A 19133-nucleotide genomic window follows, 5' to 3' on the forward strand; every position below is an offset into this window, starting at 1 on the left:
GGGTATTTAATCCTGTTGAGCACGCTCAAATTTTCCGAAATGTAGCATGATTGTTGGTAGTATAAGCAGGTTGAGTATCGTAGAGGTGACTAACCCACCCACAATAATTGTGGCCATTGGTCCTTCGATTTCCCGTCCAGGCTGACCGCTACCAACGGCCAATGGTAAAAGGCCAAGCGCAGTCACTAGCGCTGTCATTAAAATCGACGGTAGGCGCTCAGAAGCGCCGCGAATGCAGGTCTCTAATCCCCACATACAGTTTTCTTTATCAACGAGATGCTGAAAGTGTGACACCATCATAATCGAGTTACGTAAGGTAATGCCAAATAACGTAACAAAGCCCACTAGCGAGCCCAGTGAAATCCATCCGCCTGTAAACATTACAGCTAGTACACCACCAATCAGTGCAAAAGGTAAGTTGACAAAGGTGAGTAGTAAGTTCCGTAGGCGCCCAAATGCGATATATAGCATTAAAAATACACTCACCCCAGCCAATGCTGATTGTAAAATCAGTTTTTCCCTAGATTTTGCATTAGCTTCCGCCGCGCCAGTAAACTCCAAGTAAGATCCTTGCGATATTGATACCTCTGCATTCAAGCGGCTTTTAAGCTCGCTGGTAAATGAGTCAATATCTCGTCCAACGACATTTGCAGTGACTGTTTGAATGCGTTTAGCACCAGCGTGAAGTATTTTTGAGCGACCGTTTTCCTGCACGATATCTGCAACATCACGTAATCTAAATAATTTACCTTCAGCATTAAATAGAGGTAGATTGCCAGCCTCTTGTACGTCATCTCTTGCTTCTAAATCTAAAACAACACTAACACCAATCACACGATTGCCTTCATACACTTGTGTAATTGGCACGCCTTCATAGGCTGCACGAATATTATCTAAAACATCAGTAGGATATAAACCAAGCTGTGCCATTTTTTCTGGGCGTAAGCGTACTACTAGTTGTGGCGTACCAGGAGGGGATTGAACTGTTACATCTTGTGCGCCTTGAATATCATTCAGAATTTTTGCAATGTTGTTGGCATCGCTGTCCAATGCGTCAAGATTTTGCCCATACACATTGATTACAGTAGATGCCGCATAGCCTGAGATGGTTTCTTCGATACGTTCTGTTAAAAAAGTATTAATTGCAAAATTGACACCGACGAAACCAGGCTCAGCCACACCGTCTCCATCGTGGTCATCATCCTCTCCTGAAAGTACCTCTCTAATTTCGGCTAGAATACGGCGCTGTTCTTGTCCTGAAATAGCACCTATTTCAATTTCGAACTCACTGTAGTGTGTGCCAAATGTATCTGCACCATTTGGGGCGCGACCTACCCATTGTGTGACTGACTTAACACCATCAATTTTACGAATAACAGCAGAGACCTTTTTACCAATTCTTAAAGATTCTTGTTCAGAAGTGCCTGGAACAGCGGTCATATGCATAATGTAATGACCCTCATGCAATGCAGGGATGAACTGACTTTTAAATAAGGGCAGTGTACCTAAGCCAATTGCGATTAAAACAAAGCTAATAACGATGACCATTTTGTAATGCGTATCTATTTTTACTAGCGTTTTTACATATACTTTTTTGATGGCTTGAATTAATGGCGGATCTTTATCGTCCAGTGCGGCGTTACCTAGCATGATGTAGCACAAAGCTGGGGTGAGTGTGAGTGCTACAAAAAGTGAGGCCATGATGGCAGCAATATAAGCGATGCCAAGAGGTGCGAACAGTTTTCCTGCTACACCGCCTAATGTGAGCAACGGTAAAAACACTAATGCCACAATAAACGTTGCATACACGACAGAGTTACGTACTTCCATTGATGCATTAAATACCACTTGATACGTTGGTAAGGGGTGATCAAGTAGGCGATTCTCACGTAATCGTCGGAAAATATTTTCCGTGTCAATAATTGCATCGTCTACTACCTCGCCAAGCGCAATGGCAAGGCCACCTAATACCATAATATTTAAGCCAATATTAAAGTAGCTCATCACAACGATTGCGGTTAATAATGACAATGGAATTGCTGTTGCCGAGATAAAGGCAGTGCGTACATTGAATAAAAATAAAAATAGTATGGTAATGACTAATACTGAGCCAATTAAAATATCAGTACGTACACCATCTACGGCCACTTCAATAAAGTTAGCTGGTCTGAATAGGCCGTTGTGTAGGGTGATCTGTTCAGCGGCCAAGTTGGGTTCGAGCTCTTTTAAAGCGTGCTCAATATTTCGTGTAACACCATGTGTGTTGGCGCCAAGCTGACCTTGTACTGAGAGATATACACCAGTTTCCTCATTAATCGCTGCTGCACTGATTGATGGCGCAGCGCCCTCGACAACTTTACCAATGTCGCCAAGCCTGATGGTTTGGCCATTTTTGTAGAGCAATGTCACCAGTGCGAGTTTTTCTGGCGTTGTCGATTGCCCTTCAGTATTAATCACAATGCGTTGGTTTTGATTTTCAATAAAGCCACTACCACGGACCCCAGTGGCTTTTTTAACGGCTTCTTCAACTTGTAATAATGAAATGCCATAGCGAATCATTTTTTCAGGATCAACTTGCACTTGTAGTTGCCTGACCTTGCCACCAAATACATTTACATCGGCTACGCCTGGAATCGAGAGTAAATGGGGCACAATTGTCCAATCTACCATGGTGCGAATTTCAGTGAGGGAGCGGGTTTTTGATGTGAGGCCGAACCCAAGCACCGTGCTAGCGGATGAGGTGAGTGGGGTAATGTTAGGTGTGATGCCTTGCGGTAGTTTATTGGTTAAGGTTGAAAGTCGCTCCGCAATAACTTGGCGATTGCGATAAATATCAGTTGTTTCATCAAAAATAATCGTGACGATAGACAAGCCTGGGATGGACTGCGAGCGCATGCTTTCAATACCAACAGTGCCTGCTACACTGGTTTCAATCGGTTGCGTGACTAAACTCTCAACTAACTCGGCTGATAAACCAGGTGACTCTGTCTGAATCACAATTTGTGTCGGGGCAAACTCAGGAAATACATCAAGATTACTGCGCGTAAGGCTAAATAAACCATACACAACAATAAGGGTTGCTAACCCAATAATGACCCCACTAAAGCGGATTGAAAAGCGAACTAAGGCTTGCATCATAATAAGAAAGCCTTACCTACGGCTTGAATGCAATTTAAATGATGATGGCTCTGAACTGAGCATATTTTCTGCATTGCTAATCCCTTGTTGTCAGCGTCATCTGGCTGTATTGTTTTTTAATATGAAGATTAACACTTCAATTTAATCATCATTCTCGTTCATGATTTGTGATTTGAACTCTTCTGATAGCAGTAGTTGAGCCCCGCTGATCACTACTTCATCATTGGCCTTAAGTTGCCCTTGATAAAACCAGCCATCTTCTACCTCAATATCCGTATGAATTGGTTTGCGACTAAATTGATCAGCTTCCATTTTTTGATAAACCCAAGGTTTTCCTGCGTACCAAATGATGGCGTTGTTGGGCACAATCACACCGTTACTTTTTTTACTGGATGTCGCAGTTGTCGCATTAATTTGCATGCCTGCGCGCAATTCACTGGTCACCGCGTGGTAAAAATAAGTTTTCCCTTGAATCGTCGTGTTGGTAATAGGCGCTGGTGAAAGGTAATTAGCGCTCATGGTGTGCGATGGGGCGGCGGTTGGTGCAATCGTAATGCTGCTATTTAACTTTGGTTCAGACGCATCAAAGGGGAGCGTCGTTTGAATCAATACTCTTTTATTTGAAATCAGCGCCTGCAATAAATCACTCATTTTTGGATTAATTGCGTGTTGGGCTAAAGTATCTCCCCACAGTTGACGTATGCTATCGGTGATGTTTTTAGCATTAGACTCGGCAGCCGCGATTTTTGCCTCATCAGTTTTGGTATTGACCACTGCGGCAGCAACCACCTTGTCAGATACATTTTTATTGTCCTGATTCAAAATCTTAAAGCGATCTAATTCGATTTTATTATGGTTGAGTGACGCTCTTAAAATATCGATTTCTGATTTTACGGCTAGATAGCGATTGCGTAACTCAATCAGGCTATCAATACTCACAACGTTACCATAGGTACTGATGCTTGCTTGATGACTACTGGCCTTGAGGGGCGCTGTCAAGATATCACTTTGTTTTTGTGCTGCAGGGCTGATGTTAATAAGGGTCGCACCATCTTTATTCACAACACGGTTGATTGTTTCGATTTCTTCTTCAGAATGTTCTGACATCGCTTCGAATTCATCTTTGCCATAAAAGATGAGTAGCCAAAATAACATGACGATTAAAAAAGCTTGCAAGCCAATAATAATGGCAAGTTTTCGATTCATTCAGTTTATCTCCATCGTGCAGCCTATTTAATATCAAAACCAATCAATTTGATGCATTAAAAGCGTTAGGTTTAATGCCCTGTTCGTTGAGCGGTTGTTGTAAAGTATTCTCTAGATTATTAATAGAGTTATGCATCTGAAAGTGAGCAAGCGCTAAGCTTTTTTCAGACATCAGCTCTTCTAGTTTGGTCATCGTCAGCTCTAACCTATCGATTTCTCCAGAAGTGAAAAGGCTTTGCATCCGTTTGGTATTGTCTTGCTGTAACGCGTACAGTTTTTTACTATCAACCAACGATTGTTCTGATTGCATCAATTTAGCACGTACAGCATGCGCCTCGTTAATAATGCTGTTTTGTAAAGATTCAAACTGAGCCGCTTCTACTTCACGTAATTGATTAGCTTCTTCAATCGCAAATTTATTCTTATCAAGAAAAGTCATCAAGCTAGATAACCCTAAAGACCATACCTTATTACCAAATTCATAGATGTAAGATGGTTTGATATTAATATTAGGGTACTGTTTTGCAATTTCTAACTTTAGCTTGCTTTCAGCTAGCGCGTAACGTTCCAGAGCAATCCGCAAATCCAAACGATTCAATAACGCTTGCGATTGCACGTCTATAGCCACGTTCTGACTAGCTAAAGCCATCATGGCATCAGAAAATGGGGCTTCAGCTAAAGTCATTTGCTGAACTTGATGTAAAGGTAGTCCTAAATTACTCGCAAGTTTTGCTGTTAGAACTACTTTGTTCTGTTGTTGAGCGTTTAGCGCTGCATTTGTGGTTTGTAGTAAAAGCTTTGAGTGGCTTAATTCAATTCTGGAGGCAAGACCTAAGTCATGTCGTTTCTGGTAAAGATCAACAATCTCTTGCCGGTATGATGACTCTTTTGAAAGTGTACGCAGTTGAGCTTGATTAAACTGTAGTTCGTAATAAGTCGCAGCAACCTGCGTACGTAAATTCCACGCTGTTTGTGCGATTTCTAATTTGGCTGATTCAGATAAATGCTCTGCATTTTCAATGCGAATATTGCGTTTGTTTGCTGTTTCAATCGGTATATCAATACTTAAATTGTAAGTATATGGACTGATATCATTATTTGCGTTGTTACCTTTACCATAATTACCGCTCACACTTGGTAATGCTCTGGCACCAGCACTAGCTTCAGTCGCTTGAGCTGCACGCCATTGCGCACGCGCAACATCTAAACTTGGGTGAAAGAAAAGTGAACAATAAGTGAGCTCATCTAAACCCCATTGCGTAATAGGGAAAGTATCAGGCTTATAGTTGTTATAAGCTAAATACGTTTTGAATTGCTCACTGTTTGGATTTTTATGCTCAAACTTTTGAATAACGGCTTGCTGGTCAATCGGCTTGGCAATGTAGTCTATAAAGCCACACGAGGATAATGCTAACGGCATACACACAAGCCAAAGGCTTCTGCGTATAGATTGAAATCTAACTTTGCTGTAGATGAAATACATGCGCTAATCGAGTTGAGGGGCTTTAAATCTAACTTACAATTTCTGCGTGTACAGCATCCAATGCATCTTGTAGCGTTTCTTCACTTAAACCATTAATCGATGTCGCGAGAATATCCGCCGCTTCAACTGTAGAAATAGGTAGGTTATGACTATCCATTTCAGCAATAAGTCCAGCAGCAACGCCAGCAATCTTTAATAAAGCTTGTCGTTCGCGCATTAACAGTTCGAGCTCTGCGCGAAGCATATTGATTTCGTTTTGATTGATTGTGTTTGGCATATTGATTAACTTTTATTGATAGGGTGAGTTTAGTGCTAAGCATATTTTCGCACAATCATCGACTGCTCTGCTAGTTATTCAGCATTAAAAAGTAACAGATGAAAATAAAACATCATATTTTTGTGATTATCTCTTTTCTGAATGGGATAAGTTCGCTACAATAGCGACCTTGTTTGAACGACGGTATTTTTAAGTCGTAAACCACCTGCGAGAGTGGCGGAATTGGTAGACGCACTGGATTTAGGTTCCAGCGCCGCAAGGCGTGAGAGTTCGAGTCTCTCCTTTCGCACCAAAAAGCATTAAAATCAATTTTTTGATTTTAATGCTTTTTTTTTGCTATTTTTTTGAATTTATGTGAGCATCAAGTTGCTAGCATGGTAGTACTATTTCAACACAAAATCCTTGAGGCATGATATTTTTTGCAAGTACGTGTCCACCATGTGCTTCTACCACTTGTTTTGTAATGGCCAGTCCAACCCCATGGCCGAGCGACTGGCTACCAGAGGCACCTCTAACAAAAGGTTTGAATATATCCTCTAATTCGAGTGTGTCAACGCCATGACCTTGGTCTGTAACACTAATATGGATTTGCTGATGTTCCATACTTTTGCTGCAAACGATATTAATTTCACTGTCATTTGGACCATATTTAATCGCATTGCGAATTACATTTTCAATTGCACGATATAGTAAGTCAGGTTGTCCGTGTAATAGGTAGTCTTTATTTAGAAGCATGCATAATTTCATATTTTTTGATGCAGCCTCGAATTGAGCATCTTCAACAATGCTGTGCATCAATTGATTTAACTCAAGCGTTTCTTTCTTGATTTGAACTGCACCAGACTCTAATCTGGATATTGTTAATAATTCCCCCACTAATCCATCCATGCGGTTAGCTTCTAATGTTATGCGATCAAGAAATTCTGCAATTTTTTGTGGACTTTGTCTGACTAAGCCAAGCGCCATTTGTATCCTTGCAAGGGGTGAGCGTAATTCATGAGAAATATGATGCAATAATTTAGTTTGGCTTTGTAATAAGTTCTCCAGACGAGATGCCATTGCATCAAAGTCGCGCCCCAGATCTGAAAGTTCATCACGACGTCCACCCATTGCATTTGCTATACGTACATCTAGTTTGCCGTGAGAAGCTTTTTCAAACGCAGTGCGTAGAATATTGATTGGCTTTGAAAAATACCAAGCCAATAATGCTGCAAATATAAAACTAACAACAATGCCGCCTAGTAGTGGCATTAATGGGAATCGTCCGCCTACTTTACGAGCTGCGCCTTTGTGTGGCTTTGTTTCTGCTGGGCGTTGCACAAGTCCATGGTTGCGACCATCGTCAGGTATAAATAATAAGTATGATTGACCGTTACTCAATTTGATTTGTTTGACATGGCGCTGATTATCTTCAACTAACGATGTCGCAGCATCAAAGCTTGTTTTTGGGTAGCTGCGCTGTAGTAACTCTTTACCATTAGCATCTATCGCTAGTAGCTGAAGAACATGGCGCGTTTGCCAGTTCTGCAGTAAATTTCGCAAGCTTTCCACACCACCAAACTGTAATGTAGACGAGGCTGCTTCCACCAATGAACGTGCAGAGGGTGACGTTTCCACGCCTATGCTTTGTAAATCCTCATGGCGGTGTTGTAACCAAATTGCAACGCTAACCCCAATGACTGCAGTTAGTTGTGCCACGAAGAGGAATATGAAGAATTTCCAGAATAATCTACTCATGATTGTTTAGCTGCCTGAGTTTTAATCAGTTGGTATCCCATGCGATAAACTGTTTGAATACAGTCTCGTCCGTCATGAAGTGTGCCAATTTTTTGTCTGATACTGCTCATATGTACGTCAATACTACGGTCAAATCTTGCCAATGGTTTGCCCATTCCTTGTTGTGACAATTCTTTCTTACTGACCACTTGACCAGCGTTTTTAGCTAGTACTTCTAGCAGATTGAACTCTGTACTCGTAAGGTTTAGCGTGCTTCCATTTAATTCAACGCGACGCTGCTCTGGCCATATCGTAAGATCGCCTATGGTCAGCTCGTTTTCAAAATGTGTATTGTCTTGATGAAGTTGTGTTCTGCGTAATATTGCCCTAATACGCGCAGTGAGTTCTCTAGGTGTGCAAGGTTTAGGTACGTAATCATCAGCGCCTAATTCTAAACCAAAAAAACGATCAGCCTCATCACCTCTGGCGGTGAGCATAATCACAGGAATGTGGCTTGATTTGCGGATAATGCCTAGTGTTTCAATGCCATTCATTTTAGGCATCATGACATCAAGTACTACAAGGTTAAATTGATTGCTAAGCGCAAGTTGCGCACCCGTGATGCCGTCGCTTGCGGAGGTCACGTCAAAACCTTCCACGCATAAAAACTCCTTAAGCATTGCAGTCAGCTCAACATCATCATCAATTAATAGTATTTTGTTTATCATGACATATGGAATGATTGTTTAATACGAACATCATAGCGATGACTTTATAGTAACAACAATAGGGTAGTGGTGGATTTACTTAACTTTACGTTTGCTTAACCTGTATTTACATGCTGTGCAGGCAAAATGCAGTTGTCATTTGATTGGATGTTTTTTTCAACCATGATACTTAATATTACTACTAGGAGTCTGTCAATGAAAATCACCACCCCTTTGTTAGCGCTAGCATTGGCTACAATGACTGTTCCATTAACCTCTTACGCAGAATCAGACAAACAGGCACGTTGCCATCAGCGCGCCTCTATCTCACATGGTCCAGGCCAGCTATCTCATGAAGGATTTGGCTTGAGAGGTGTTCCTCCACATTTGGCGGCATTAAATTTATCTGAAACTCAGCAAGACAAAGTTTTTGAATTGATGCACTCACAAATGCCTAAAGCGAGGCAAGCTGAGAAGCAGCGGCATCAGTTAATAGCTGAGTTACACAAGCTTGCTAATTCTGGCGGTTATGATGAATCTAAAGTTAAACTAATTTCTGAGAAGCTAGCAGTGATTGAAAAAGAAGGTGTGTTAAGCCGCGCTAGTACACATCATCAGGTTTATCAAATTTTAACACCTGAGCAACGTAAGCAGTTGGGCGAAATGAAGCCAGTTCATGATGAAGGTGGTTTTAGTAAAAGTAGGTTTGAAAGACGCCAGAATCACTCTGGAAAATTAGAGCGAACATTCTAGGCTTTAGTACTTTCAGCGACCTCAACTTGGCTGGTAAATAATCTCTCTCAATTAATTTACCAGCCATACGAAAGATGTTTCAGTCTAAAAAGCATTCAGCCATCAAGGTGTTTTGACTTACAGTAAGTGTTAAAAGAATGTTGGGCGCACAAATACTTGATGGCTATCGTTTCATTTATAGGAGATATCCTAAATCTCCTGACGGGAAATGCCGTTTATCAAAGCATAACCGATAAAATCTCATTTATTGAGTACATAATATTCTTGTGAACACCTAATGGCCCTGAATTTATATATGTTTTTATCTTCTCATTTCATCTAGACTTGATGAGTTTTCTTGTGTAACATCCACAGTCTTTCAACCTTAATTGTTTAGTGATGTTTTGAGGTTTTCAAGTGATTTGCTTGGATTTGTTAAAACATTAATCAGCAATAGGTTACAGACGTTAAAGACTAGCTTTACATCACGCTCCATGTGTTGGTCCCATGGTGTAGATAGATAGCGACAACTTTTTCGCCACCCCTTTACTTTATCAATAGCATGATTGTAAATGGCGCTCATCATGAGCGCTTGTTTATGGTGTGCAGTTAAGAATTAGGAATGACAGCATGGCTCTGAATGTTGAAACCCTCAGCAACCTTGAACGTAGAATTTCAATCAGCGTTCCTTTGCAACCGCTAGAGGCGCAAATTAAACAAAGACTAAATCAAGTTGCACGTACTGCAAAATTTTCTGGCTTTAGACCAGGTAAAGCTCCTATGGGCTTAGTTAACCAACATTACGGCAATCAAGTGCGTGATGAAGTTTACTCAGCAGCTGTAGAAAAAAGCTTTGGTGAAGCGGTAGATGAAGCAAAATTACGTGTTGCTGGCTTCCCTAATATTCAGCACAAGCCATTTGATGCTGCATCAGAAGCTTTAGAATACACTGCAACTTTTGAAGTGTTCCCAGAGGTTGTTGTGGGTGACCTATCAAAGGTTAAAATCGAGCGTCCAGTGCTTGAAGTGGGCGAAGCCGACGTTAAAAAGACATTAGATGTTTTAGTGAAACAACGCGTACAGTTTGAACCAGTTAAACGCGCAGCTAAAAAAGGCGACCGCGTTAACGTCACGTTAAAAGCCTTTATCGATGGTGAAGAAGTTGAGTCTACTGGCGACAATGGTATTGATTTGGTATTAGGTGAAGCTGGACGTATGGCTACATTTGATGATGAATTAATTGGCGGTAAAACAGGCGCTACTAAAAAGTTCGATATTACTTATCCAGAAGACCATAATCCTGCACAGTTAGCAGGTAAAGCAGTTGGTTATGAAGTCACCTTTATTTCTGTTTCTCAGCCAGTATTGCCAGAAATCGATGCGGACTTTGCAAAAAGTTTAGGCGTTGAAGATGGTGATGTTGAAAAAATGAAAGCTGAAGTTGCAGAGAGTTTGAAGCAAGAAGTGGCTAAGCGTGTTAGCGCTAAATTGAAAGAACAAGTGTTTCAAGCATTAGTTGATTCAGCTGATTTTGAAATTCCACGTATTTTGCTTGAAACTGAAATTAATCGCATGATGCAAACAACAGAGCAAAATCTGAAACAACGTGGTGCTGATTTAGCCAATATTCAGCTAGAGCCTACAATGTTTGAAGATCAAGCAAAACGCAGTACTAAGTTGCGTCTGCTTTTAGGCGAGTTGATTAATACTAATGGCTTGCATGCAAATGCAGATCAAGTACGCGCAATGGTTGATGTGTTCTCACAAAGCTTTGAACGCCCAGCTGATGTTGTCACTTGGTACTATGCAGACCATAAACGTTTAGATGAACCCGCTGCATTAGCTACTGAAGAGAACGCAGTGAGCTGGGTGTTGTCTCAAGCTAAAGTTACTGATAAAAAAGTTAAATTTGATGATTTAATGGGAAACGCGTAAATGAATAAGCACCTGCAACCTCAAGCTCAGTCTGAATTGATCACCGGATTGGGATATATCCCGATGGTGATTGAGCAAAGTGGTCGCGGTGAGCGCTCATTTGATATCTACTCACGCTTGTTGAAAGAGCGCGTGATTTTTCTGGTTGGTCCTGTGAACGACATGTCTGCAAACCTAGTGGTCGCGCAGTTGTTGTTTCTAGAAGCAGATAATCCAGATAAAGATATTTCGCTCTACATTAACTCACCAGGTGGGTCAGTTACGGCTGGTATGTCTATTTATGACACGATGCAGTTTATTAAGCCAGACGTTAGCACTTTATGTATCGGGCAAGCCGCAAGTATGGGCGCGTTTTTATTAGCCGCTGGTGCAAAAGATAAACGGTATAGCTTACCGAACTCTCGTATCATGATTCACCAGCCTTCTGGCGGTTTCCAAGGTCAGTCATCTGATATCGAGATTCATGCGAAAGAAATTCTCTACTTGCGTGCGAAGCTAAATGATATTTTGGCGCATCACACTGGTAGAACGGCTGAAGAAATCGACCGCGACACCGAACGTGATAACTTCATGAGCGCAGAGCAATCTGTTGCTTATGGGTTAATTGATAAGGTAATTGGCAGCCGCAACGAAGCTGCTTAAGCAATCTTTGATGACATTTGGGTCTGTACTCGATACAGGCCCGTTTTGGGTATAGTCTCACTAAGAGTAGACTCAAAGTGCAAAACTAAGTTAGGAAATAACTAATGGCGACTAAAGCCGACGACGATAAATTACTTTATTGCTCATTTTGTGGCAAAAGCCAACATGAAGTAAAGAAGCTGATAGCAGGCCCATCTGTATTCATTTGTAATGAATGTGTAGATTTGTGCAATGACATCATTAAAGAAGAGATTCAAAATTCAGATGGTTTGAAATCAACCGATACAAGCTTACCTACGCCACAAGAAATTTGTAAAATATTAGACCAATATGTCATTGGTCAGACGCAAGCTAAGAAAAACTTAGCAGTTGCTGTCTATAATCATTACAAACGTCTTGGACATAATAATTTATCTAATGGTGGCCAAAAAGATGAAGTGGAAATTGCAAAAAGCAATATTCTGTTAATCGGCCCTACAGGTTCAGGTAAAACATTGTTAGCTCAAACATTAGCAAGGCTACTAGACGTGCCATTTGTGATGGCTGATGCAACGACGTTGACTGAAGCTGGCTATGTGGGTGAGGATGTTGAAAACATTATGCAGAAGCTACTGCAAAAGTGCGATTACGACACCGAAAAAGCACAGCGCGGTATTGTTTATATCGATGAAGTAGATAAAATTTCTCGTAAGTCAGATAACCCATCTATTACGCGTGACGTATCTGGTGAGGGCGTACAACAAGCTTTGCTTAAACTGATTGAAGGTACCGTAGCTTCCATTCCGCCACAAGGTGGTCGTAAGCATCCTAATCAAGAGTTTGTTCAGCTAGACACAACTAACATACTGTTTATTTGCGGTGGCGCGTTTGATGGATTGGAAAAAGTGATTCGCTTACGCTCTGAAAAAGGCGGCATTGGTTTTGGTGCTGAAGTAAAAAGCAAATCAGATATCCGCGAAGTTGGTGCTGTGTTGCGCGATGTAGAGCCGGAAGATCTCATTAAATTCGGCTTGATTCCTGAGTTTATTGGCCGTTTGCCTGTTGTTGCTACATTAGAGTCTCTTGATGAAGCTGCTTTGATGACGATTTTAACTGAACCAAAAAATGCACTGACTAAACAATATATTAAATTGTTTAAAATGGAAGGTGTTGATTTAGAGTTCAGAGAGTCAGCTTTATTGTTGATTGCGAAAAAAGCATTAGAGCGCAAAACTGGTGCGCGTGGTTTGCGTTCTATTATGGAGCATTCATTACTTGAGGTGATGTACGAATTACCATCATTAAAGAACTTGAGTAAAGTTGTGATCGATGAAGGTGTGATTCGAGGTGATACGCCGCCGCTTTTAATCTATGCTGATAAACCCGCAGACGAGGCAACAGCCTAATTAAAAAGCCAGTCACTTAAATGTTACTGGCTTTTTAGTTTTTACGATGTAGTGTCAGTATGTTGATGATATTGTCATCAATATAAATCAGATGCAATTTCACTCAAACTTTAGATTCTATTTAATTTAAGCCAATCTAATGACGCTATTTTCACTTATTCGTGATTTTTAGATTCTTAATTGTAGATTGGCATTAAATTTCTTCAAATTTTTTACAATTACTTGTTAAATTTAGTGTTAAATACTAATTAGTACTTGAACTGTTGATAGTTATCCCCATCAATCAATATATAAGCGTTTTTTGGCTTAACTCTTAGCTTAATTTTGGAAGTCTACTCATGGCACAATCATTACCTTCATACAATCCAGATAGCGGGTTATTGCCGCTATTACCTTTGCGTGATGTCGTCGTATATCCGCACTTGGTCATCCCACTTTTTGTTGGACGCACAAAGTCTGTAAAAGCTCTTGAGATTGCATCAGAAGGCAATAAGCAAATTCTATTGGTTGCACAAAAGTCAGCGAATAAAGATGATCCAGAAGCCAGCGACTTACATGAACTTGGCACGGTAGCTACCGTGTTACAAATGCTTAAGTTGCCAGATGGTACAGTTAAAGTATTGGTCGAAGGTGTACAGCGTGCACGCGTTAGTGAGTTTACTGAGACTGATGAGTGTTTTGCTGCTCGTGCGGAATTGATTGCTGAATCAGTAAGTGATGTTGAAATTCAAGCGTTAATGCGCACGGTATTTGCGCAGTTTGATCAATACGTAAAGTTGAATAAAAAGATTCCTCCAGAGATTTTAACTTCACTTGCAAGCATTGATGAGGCTAGTAGATTAGCTGACACAATTGCAGCACACCTCACGCTGAAGCTTGAAGAAAAGCAAAAAATACTCGAAATGATCGACGTAGCAGAACGTTTAGAGCATTTGCTACGACTGATGGAAGGTGAAATTGATATTCTTCAGGTTGAGAAGCGTATCCGTGGTCGTGTGAAGCGTCAAATGGAAAAAACTCAACGTGAATATTATTTAAATGAGCAAGTAAAAGCGATTCAAAAAGAATTAGGCGAGCAAGATGAAAATGCAGAGATGGATGAGCTTGAAAAGCGCATCGATGAAGCACGTATGCCAAAAGAGGCGCTTGCTAAAGTATCCAGTGAGCTTAAAAAGCTAAAACTTATGTCACCAATGTCGGCAGAGGCTTCAGTGGTGCGTAACTATATCGATACGCTCATTAACTTGCCTTGGAAGAAAAAAACTAAAATCAGTAAAGATTTAGTTAAAGCAGAAGCGGTATTAGACGATGATCATTTTGGTTTAGAAAAAGTAAAAGAACGTATTGTTGAATATCTCGCAGTGCAACAGCGAGTAGACAAGATTAAAGCGCCAATTTTATGCTTAGTTGGGCCACCTGGTGTTGGTAAAACGTCATTGGGTCAAAGTATCGCAAAAGCGGTAAACAGAAAATTCATTCGTATGGCGCTGGGTGGCGTACGTGATGAGTCAGAAATTCGTGGTCACCGTCGTACTTACATTGGCTCAATGCCTGGTAAGATTTTGCAGAGCATGGCTAAAGTGGGGGTTAAAAATCCATTGTTCTTGCTTGATGAAGTTGATAAGTTAGGCCAAGACTTTAGAGGTGATCCTTCTTCAGCATTGTTAGAAGTACTTGATCCTGAACAAAATCATACATTTGCCGACCATTACATAGAGGTTGAGTATGATTTGTCTGATGTGATGTTTGTTGCCACAGCAAACTCAATGAATATTCCTGCGCCTTTATTGGATCGTATGGAAATCATTAACCTATCTGGTTATACAGAAGATGAAAAAGTGAATATCGCTATGCGATATTTATTACCTAAGCAACTCAAATCTCACGGTTTAAAAGACCTTGAGGTACATATCTCTGAACCTGCGATTCGTGATGTTGTGCGTTTCTACACACGTGAAGCTGGTGTGCGTCGATTGGAACAAGAGGTGGCTAAAATTTGCCGTAAAGTGGTGAAAGAATTACTCACTACTAAAGCGAAGCAAGGTGCAAAAGCACCTAAGAAAGTTAACGTCACACCTAAAAACCTAGATAAGTATCTTGGTGTTCAACGTTATGATTTTGGCGTTGCTGCAAAAGAAAACCAAGTTGGCCAAGTGACTGGCTTGGCATGGACATCTGTGGGCGGTGAGTTGCTAACGATTGAGGCTGTGCTATTGCCTGGTAAAGGTAAAACTACGACTACAGGTAAGCTGGGCGACGTGATGAAAGAATCTACACAAGCAGCGATGAGTGTTGTACGCAGTAGGGCGGAGCGTTTGGGGATCCCAAGCAATTTTTATGAAGAGCATGATATTCACATTCACTTTCCAGAAGGCGCGACACCAAAAGACGGACCAAGTGCTGGTATTGCCATTACAACAGCCTTAGTTTCAATTTTAACGGGCATTCCTGTGCGTGCAGATGTGGCAATGACTGGTGAAATCACCTTGCGCGGAGAAGTGTTGCCGATAGGTGGGTTAAAAGAGAAGTTGCTAGCTGCGCATCGCGGTGGTATTAAAACTGTGCTGATACCACAGCAAAATGTGAAAGATTTAGCAGATATTCCTGAGAATATTAAAAATCACCTCGATATACATCCTGTTCAATGGATTGATGATGTATTAACCCTTGCTCTGGCTTCAAAACCTGAGCCGTTATCAGAAAGCGTAGATGTTAATGATAACGTTGTAAAAGAGGTTCAACCTGCTGATAAATCTAAAGAAAATCCAGATGCAGCAATAGAAACGACAACGCATTAAAAAATAAGTGTGCTATAAACCTCATAAAAGCTTGACATAGTCTTTGTTGGCTTGATATAAAGTTGATACGGGTGATTCGTTACCCAGACAGTTTGCCTAAGTTTTTTATTTAATAAACCTTGAGAGGGGATTACACGTGAATAAATCAGAACTAATTGACGAGATTGCTAGTGCCGCAGGTATTTCAAAAGCTGCTGCTGGTCGCGCGCTAGATGCAACAACTGCTGCAATTACAAAAGCAATAAAAAAAGGTGATCTAGTAACTTTGATTGGCTTTGGTACATTTTATGTAGGTAAACGTGAGGCTCGTAACGGCCGTAATCCACGTACAGGCGAGACAATTAAAATCCAAGCTGCAAATTCTCCTAAATTTAGGGCTGGTAAAGCACTTAAAGATGCTGTAAACTAGCGTCTTCGTTGGTGATGCAGGGTGCTTAGCTCAGTTGGTAGAGCGTCGCCCTTACAAGGCGAATGTCAGCGGTTCGACCCCGTTAGCACCCACCAAAAATCAACGATGATGTAATGTGACTAAGCCGTCTAATTTTATAAATTGAGAGTGCTAGTAGTTTAAGCACTCTTTATTTTTGTGAAAATTTTGCAATATCTAGTTATTGTAATTATTTAGAAGCGCAAGTTTCTAGTATGTTGTTATATGATTAATATGCTGAGTTTATGGAGTGGTAGTTCAGTTGGTTAGAATACCGGCCTGTCACGCCGGGGGTCGCGGGTTCGAGTCCCGTCCACTCCGCCAAATAAAAAAAGCGAGTCTTATGACTCGCTTTTTTTATTTCTATATACACCTCTTTATGCACTTATTTCTCTAATAAGATATTGCATCAGTCATTAGTCATCATGAACTTGTTTTGCTATTCTTTTGTCTTGAATCTGTTGATGTCATCATTCACTTGGCTAAGGTTTCAAGTATAACTTGTGATATATTAATGACCTTTCGTTTGCAATTGATTCATATCGGTTGAGACCTTTTACATTTTTAATAATTTTAGTGCACATTTTAAGAAGAGAACTTTATGTTAGATAGTATCCGCTCTGTAGCTAAAGGCTGGGTTGGTAAAGCGATATTGGCTTTAATTACGATTCCTTTTGCTTTATTTGGAATTGACTCTTATTTGAGTAGCGCAGGCAATAATGTTGCGATAGCAAAAGTGGGTGGTAGCGAGATATCAGTACAGGCTTATTCAAATGCCATGCAAAATTTACGTACTCGTATGCAAAACGAGGGGAAAGTTGATCAAGCGCAATTAGATAGTCCAGAAGTTAAAGTAATGGTGCTAGATCAGCTAATTAATGAGCAGTTATTAGAAAAAGAAATACAACGAGCAAACTACAAAATTAGTGATGCACATTTAGCGACCTACATTACAGCGATGCCGTCATTTCAAAAAGACGGTAAATTCTCACAAGAGCTATATGATGAGTTGTTACAGCAAAACAGATATACACCGAAAAAATTTGAAGCAGAGATTCGCGCTACTTTATTAGCACAACAAGCACAAGATGGCATTGCTAAGCTTGGTTTTATTTCAACAGCACGCGCAGACAAAACATTAAAGCTTTTAAATCAAAAACGTTTGGTCACAGTGTCTGAGCTTAAAACTAAAGATTTCCTTGATCAGGTTAAAATTGAGCCAACTGAAGTAAAAGCTTATTACGACAAACATAAGGATAAGTTACGTGACCCTGAGCAAGTTAAAATTGAATTTTTATTATTATCAGCAAGTAGCTTAGTACCAGGCATTAAAGTAGATGATGCGGACGTGAAGCGTTACTATGATGAGAATGCAGCTAAATTTCAAGGTAACGAGCAAAGGCGTGCTAGTCATATCTTGATTGGTTTTGGTGTGAATGCAACACCAGAGCAAAAACAAGAAGCCAAGGATAAGGCGCAGGCTCTATTAGTAAGTATCAAAAAGAACCCTAATTCTTTTGAAGAACTTGCGATTAAGAATTCGCAGGATCCTGGTTCTGCCACTAAAGGTGGTGATTTAGGCAGCTTCGGTCGTGGCGCAATGGTTAAGCCATTCGAGGAGGCTGCATTTAGTATGAAAGTGAATGAAGTCAGTAATTTGGTTGAGTCTGAATTTGGCTACCATATTATTAAATTAACAGAGATTTCAGGTCAAGGTTCAGATTTTGAAAGTTTGAAACCGCAAATTAAAGGCGAGTTGATTTTCCAAAAAGCTCAAGCTGAGTTTATTGAAAAAGCTGAAAGCTTTAGTAATGCAGTTTATGAGCAATCTGATAGCTTAGCTCCTACTGCAAAGGCATTCGGTAGTCAGGTGCAACTTTCTGGATGGATGTCACGTGAAGACGCAGCTAAATTCTTTAAGAACGATAAAATTGTTGGTTTAATCTTCTCTCAAGAGTCTTTAAAAGAGCGTCGTAATATAGAAGCTGTTGAAGTGTCTCCTAATAATCTTGTTTCAGCACGTGTGCTTGACTATAAGCCATCTGCGGCAAAAACATTTGATACAGTTAAAGCTGGTATTGAAGATTTGCTTAAACTTGAGGCCGCTGCAAAATTAGCGGTGACCAAGGGTGAAGAAGCTCTAAAAACTTTACGTGCGGGCGGTTCTGTGAATACGCTGGAATGGATTCCAGAAGTGATGGTAGATCGTAAAAATGCACAAGGTTTGACACAATTGGCGATGACACAGGTATTTAAAACTGATGTCACTAAACTGCCTGCATATTCTGGATTAGCAGATAGCAAGTTGGGTTATATGATTGTGAAAGTGGTTGAGGTTGATACATCAAGTATTGCGGATGCTGAATCTGTCAGCACTGCTAAAGCTGAGCTTAACCAAGTGTTATCAGATGAATTTCTATCTGCGTACAAACAATCACTACGTGAAAAAGTGAAAGTGACTGTTAACCAACGCTTGTTATTACAGAATACTAATAATTAATATAACGCTAACTTACCCAGTAAATGGGGATAGTAAAATATAGGCAGTTAAATACAAAAAAGGCACCCAAGGTGCCTTTTTTGTATTTATAGAGGTTAATTATCTATTATTTATCAATATAACTTAATGGGTCTTAGGAAGCTAAAGCGGTTTATTTCGTAAAAGTTTAAGTATCTCAAGGTAAATG

13 protein-coding genes and 3 tRNA genes are annotated in these 19133 nt (G+C 40.4%); 10 read left to right on the plus strand and 6 right to left on the minus strand.

Annotated features, from left to right (window positions below):
* Nucleotides 1-6: 6 nt before the first annotated feature.
* From Q7U33_RS11420 to Q7U33_RS11435, 4 genes are all read right to left on the minus strand, one after another.
* A complete protein-coding gene (locus tag Q7U33_RS11420) occupies nucleotides 7-3138 on the minus strand; it encodes an efflux RND transporter permease subunit (protein WP_304861035.1) in 3132 nt (1043 codons plus the stop codon).
* 141 nt (nucleotides 3139-3279) lie between these two features.
* Nucleotides 3280-4344: a hypothetical protein gene (locus Q7U33_RS11425; protein ID WP_304861039.1), complete on the minus strand. Its 1065-nt coding sequence runs from the start codon at nucleotides 4342-4344 to the stop codon at nucleotides 3280-3282.
* A gap of 43 nt (nucleotides 4345-4387) precedes the next feature.
* Nucleotides 4388-5764: a TolC family protein gene (locus Q7U33_RS11430; protein WP_304861042.1), complete on the minus strand. Its 1377-nt coding sequence runs from the start codon at nucleotides 5762-5764 to the stop codon at nucleotides 4388-4390.
* A 91-nt stretch (nucleotides 5765-5855) separates the two neighbouring features.
* Complete coding sequence (locus Q7U33_RS11435) at nucleotides 5856-6104, minus strand: hypothetical protein (RefSeq protein WP_304861045.1); 249 nt, start codon at nucleotides 6102-6104, stop codon at nucleotides 5856-5858.
* Nucleotides 6105-6311: 207 nt separating this feature from the next.
* Between Q7U33_RS11435 and Q7U33_RS11440 the strand changes: the two genes are divergently transcribed.
* Nucleotides 6312-6396 (plus strand) — tRNA-Leu (locus Q7U33_RS11440).
* A 77-nt stretch (nucleotides 6397-6473) separates the two neighbouring features.
* Here the strand turns inward: Q7U33_RS11440 and Q7U33_RS11445 are convergent.
* Together Q7U33_RS11445 and Q7U33_RS11450 are read right to left on the minus strand one after the other, a co-directional pair.
* Nucleotides 6474-7841 (minus strand): ATP-binding protein, encoded by a 1368-nt coding sequence (locus Q7U33_RS11445; RefSeq protein ID WP_304861048.1) that lies wholly within the window; start codon nucleotides 7839-7841, stop codon nucleotides 6474-6476.
* Nucleotides 7838-8545: a response regulator transcription factor gene (locus tag Q7U33_RS11450; protein ID WP_304861083.1), complete on the minus strand. Its 708-nt coding sequence runs from the start codon at nucleotides 8543-8545 to the stop codon at nucleotides 7838-7840. The genes Q7U33_RS11445 and Q7U33_RS11450 overlap by 4 nt, the downstream gene beginning before the upstream one ends.
* A gap of 198 nt (nucleotides 8546-8743) precedes the next feature.
* Between Q7U33_RS11450 and Q7U33_RS11455 the strand changes: the two genes are divergently transcribed.
* The 9 genes from Q7U33_RS11455 to Q7U33_RS11495 all read left to right on the plus strand — a co-directional run bounded on the left by Q7U33_RS11455 (nucleotide 8744) and on the right by Q7U33_RS11495 (nucleotide 18946).
* On the plus strand, nucleotides 8744-9280 hold the full coding sequence (locus tag Q7U33_RS11455; RefSeq protein WP_304861050.1) for a Spy/CpxP family protein refolding chaperone: 537 nt from the start codon (nucleotides 8744-8746) through the stop codon (nucleotides 9278-9280).
* 609 nt (nucleotides 9281-9889) lie between these two features.
* Entirely contained in the window at nucleotides 9890-11194 is a 1305-nt protein-coding gene (tig, locus tag Q7U33_RS11460) for a trigger factor (protein ID WP_304861053.1), read from the plus strand.
* Nucleotides 11195-11836 (plus strand): ATP-dependent Clp endopeptidase proteolytic subunit ClpP, encoded by a 642-nt coding sequence (gene clpP / locus Q7U33_RS11465; RefSeq protein WP_304861055.1) that lies wholly within the window; start codon nucleotides 11195-11197, stop codon nucleotides 11834-11836.
* A 104-nt stretch (nucleotides 11837-11940) separates the two neighbouring features.
* Entirely contained in the window at nucleotides 11941-13221 is a 1281-nt protein-coding gene (gene clpX, locus Q7U33_RS11470; protein ID WP_304861057.1) for an ATP-dependent Clp protease ATP-binding subunit ClpX, read from the plus strand.
* A gap of 338 nt (nucleotides 13222-13559) precedes the next feature.
* Entirely contained in the window at nucleotides 13560-16019 is a 2460-nt protein-coding gene (gene lon, locus Q7U33_RS11475) for an endopeptidase La (RefSeq protein ID WP_304861060.1), read from the plus strand.
* A gap of 136 nt (nucleotides 16020-16155) precedes the next feature.
* A complete protein-coding gene (locus tag Q7U33_RS11480) occupies nucleotides 16156-16428 on the plus strand; it encodes an HU family DNA-binding protein (RefSeq protein WP_015832259.1) in 273 nt (90 codons plus the stop codon).
* Between the two features lie 19 nt (nucleotides 16429-16447).
* A tRNA-Val gene (locus Q7U33_RS11485) sits at nucleotides 16448-16523 on the plus strand.
* Between the two features lie 170 nt (nucleotides 16524-16693).
* Nucleotides 16694-16770 (plus strand) — tRNA-Asp (locus Q7U33_RS11490).
* Between the two features lie 277 nt (nucleotides 16771-17047).
* Nucleotides 17048-18946, plus strand: coding sequence for a SurA N-terminal domain-containing protein (locus Q7U33_RS11495; RefSeq protein WP_304861063.1), 1899 nt, complete (start codon nucleotides 17048-17050; stop codon nucleotides 18944-18946).
* Nucleotides 18947-19133 lie beyond the last annotated feature (187 nt).

The organism is Methylotenera sp. (assembly GCF_030653755.1).
Taxonomy (GTDB): domain Bacteria; phylum Pseudomonadota; class Gammaproteobacteria; order Burkholderiales; family Methylophilaceae; genus Methylotenera.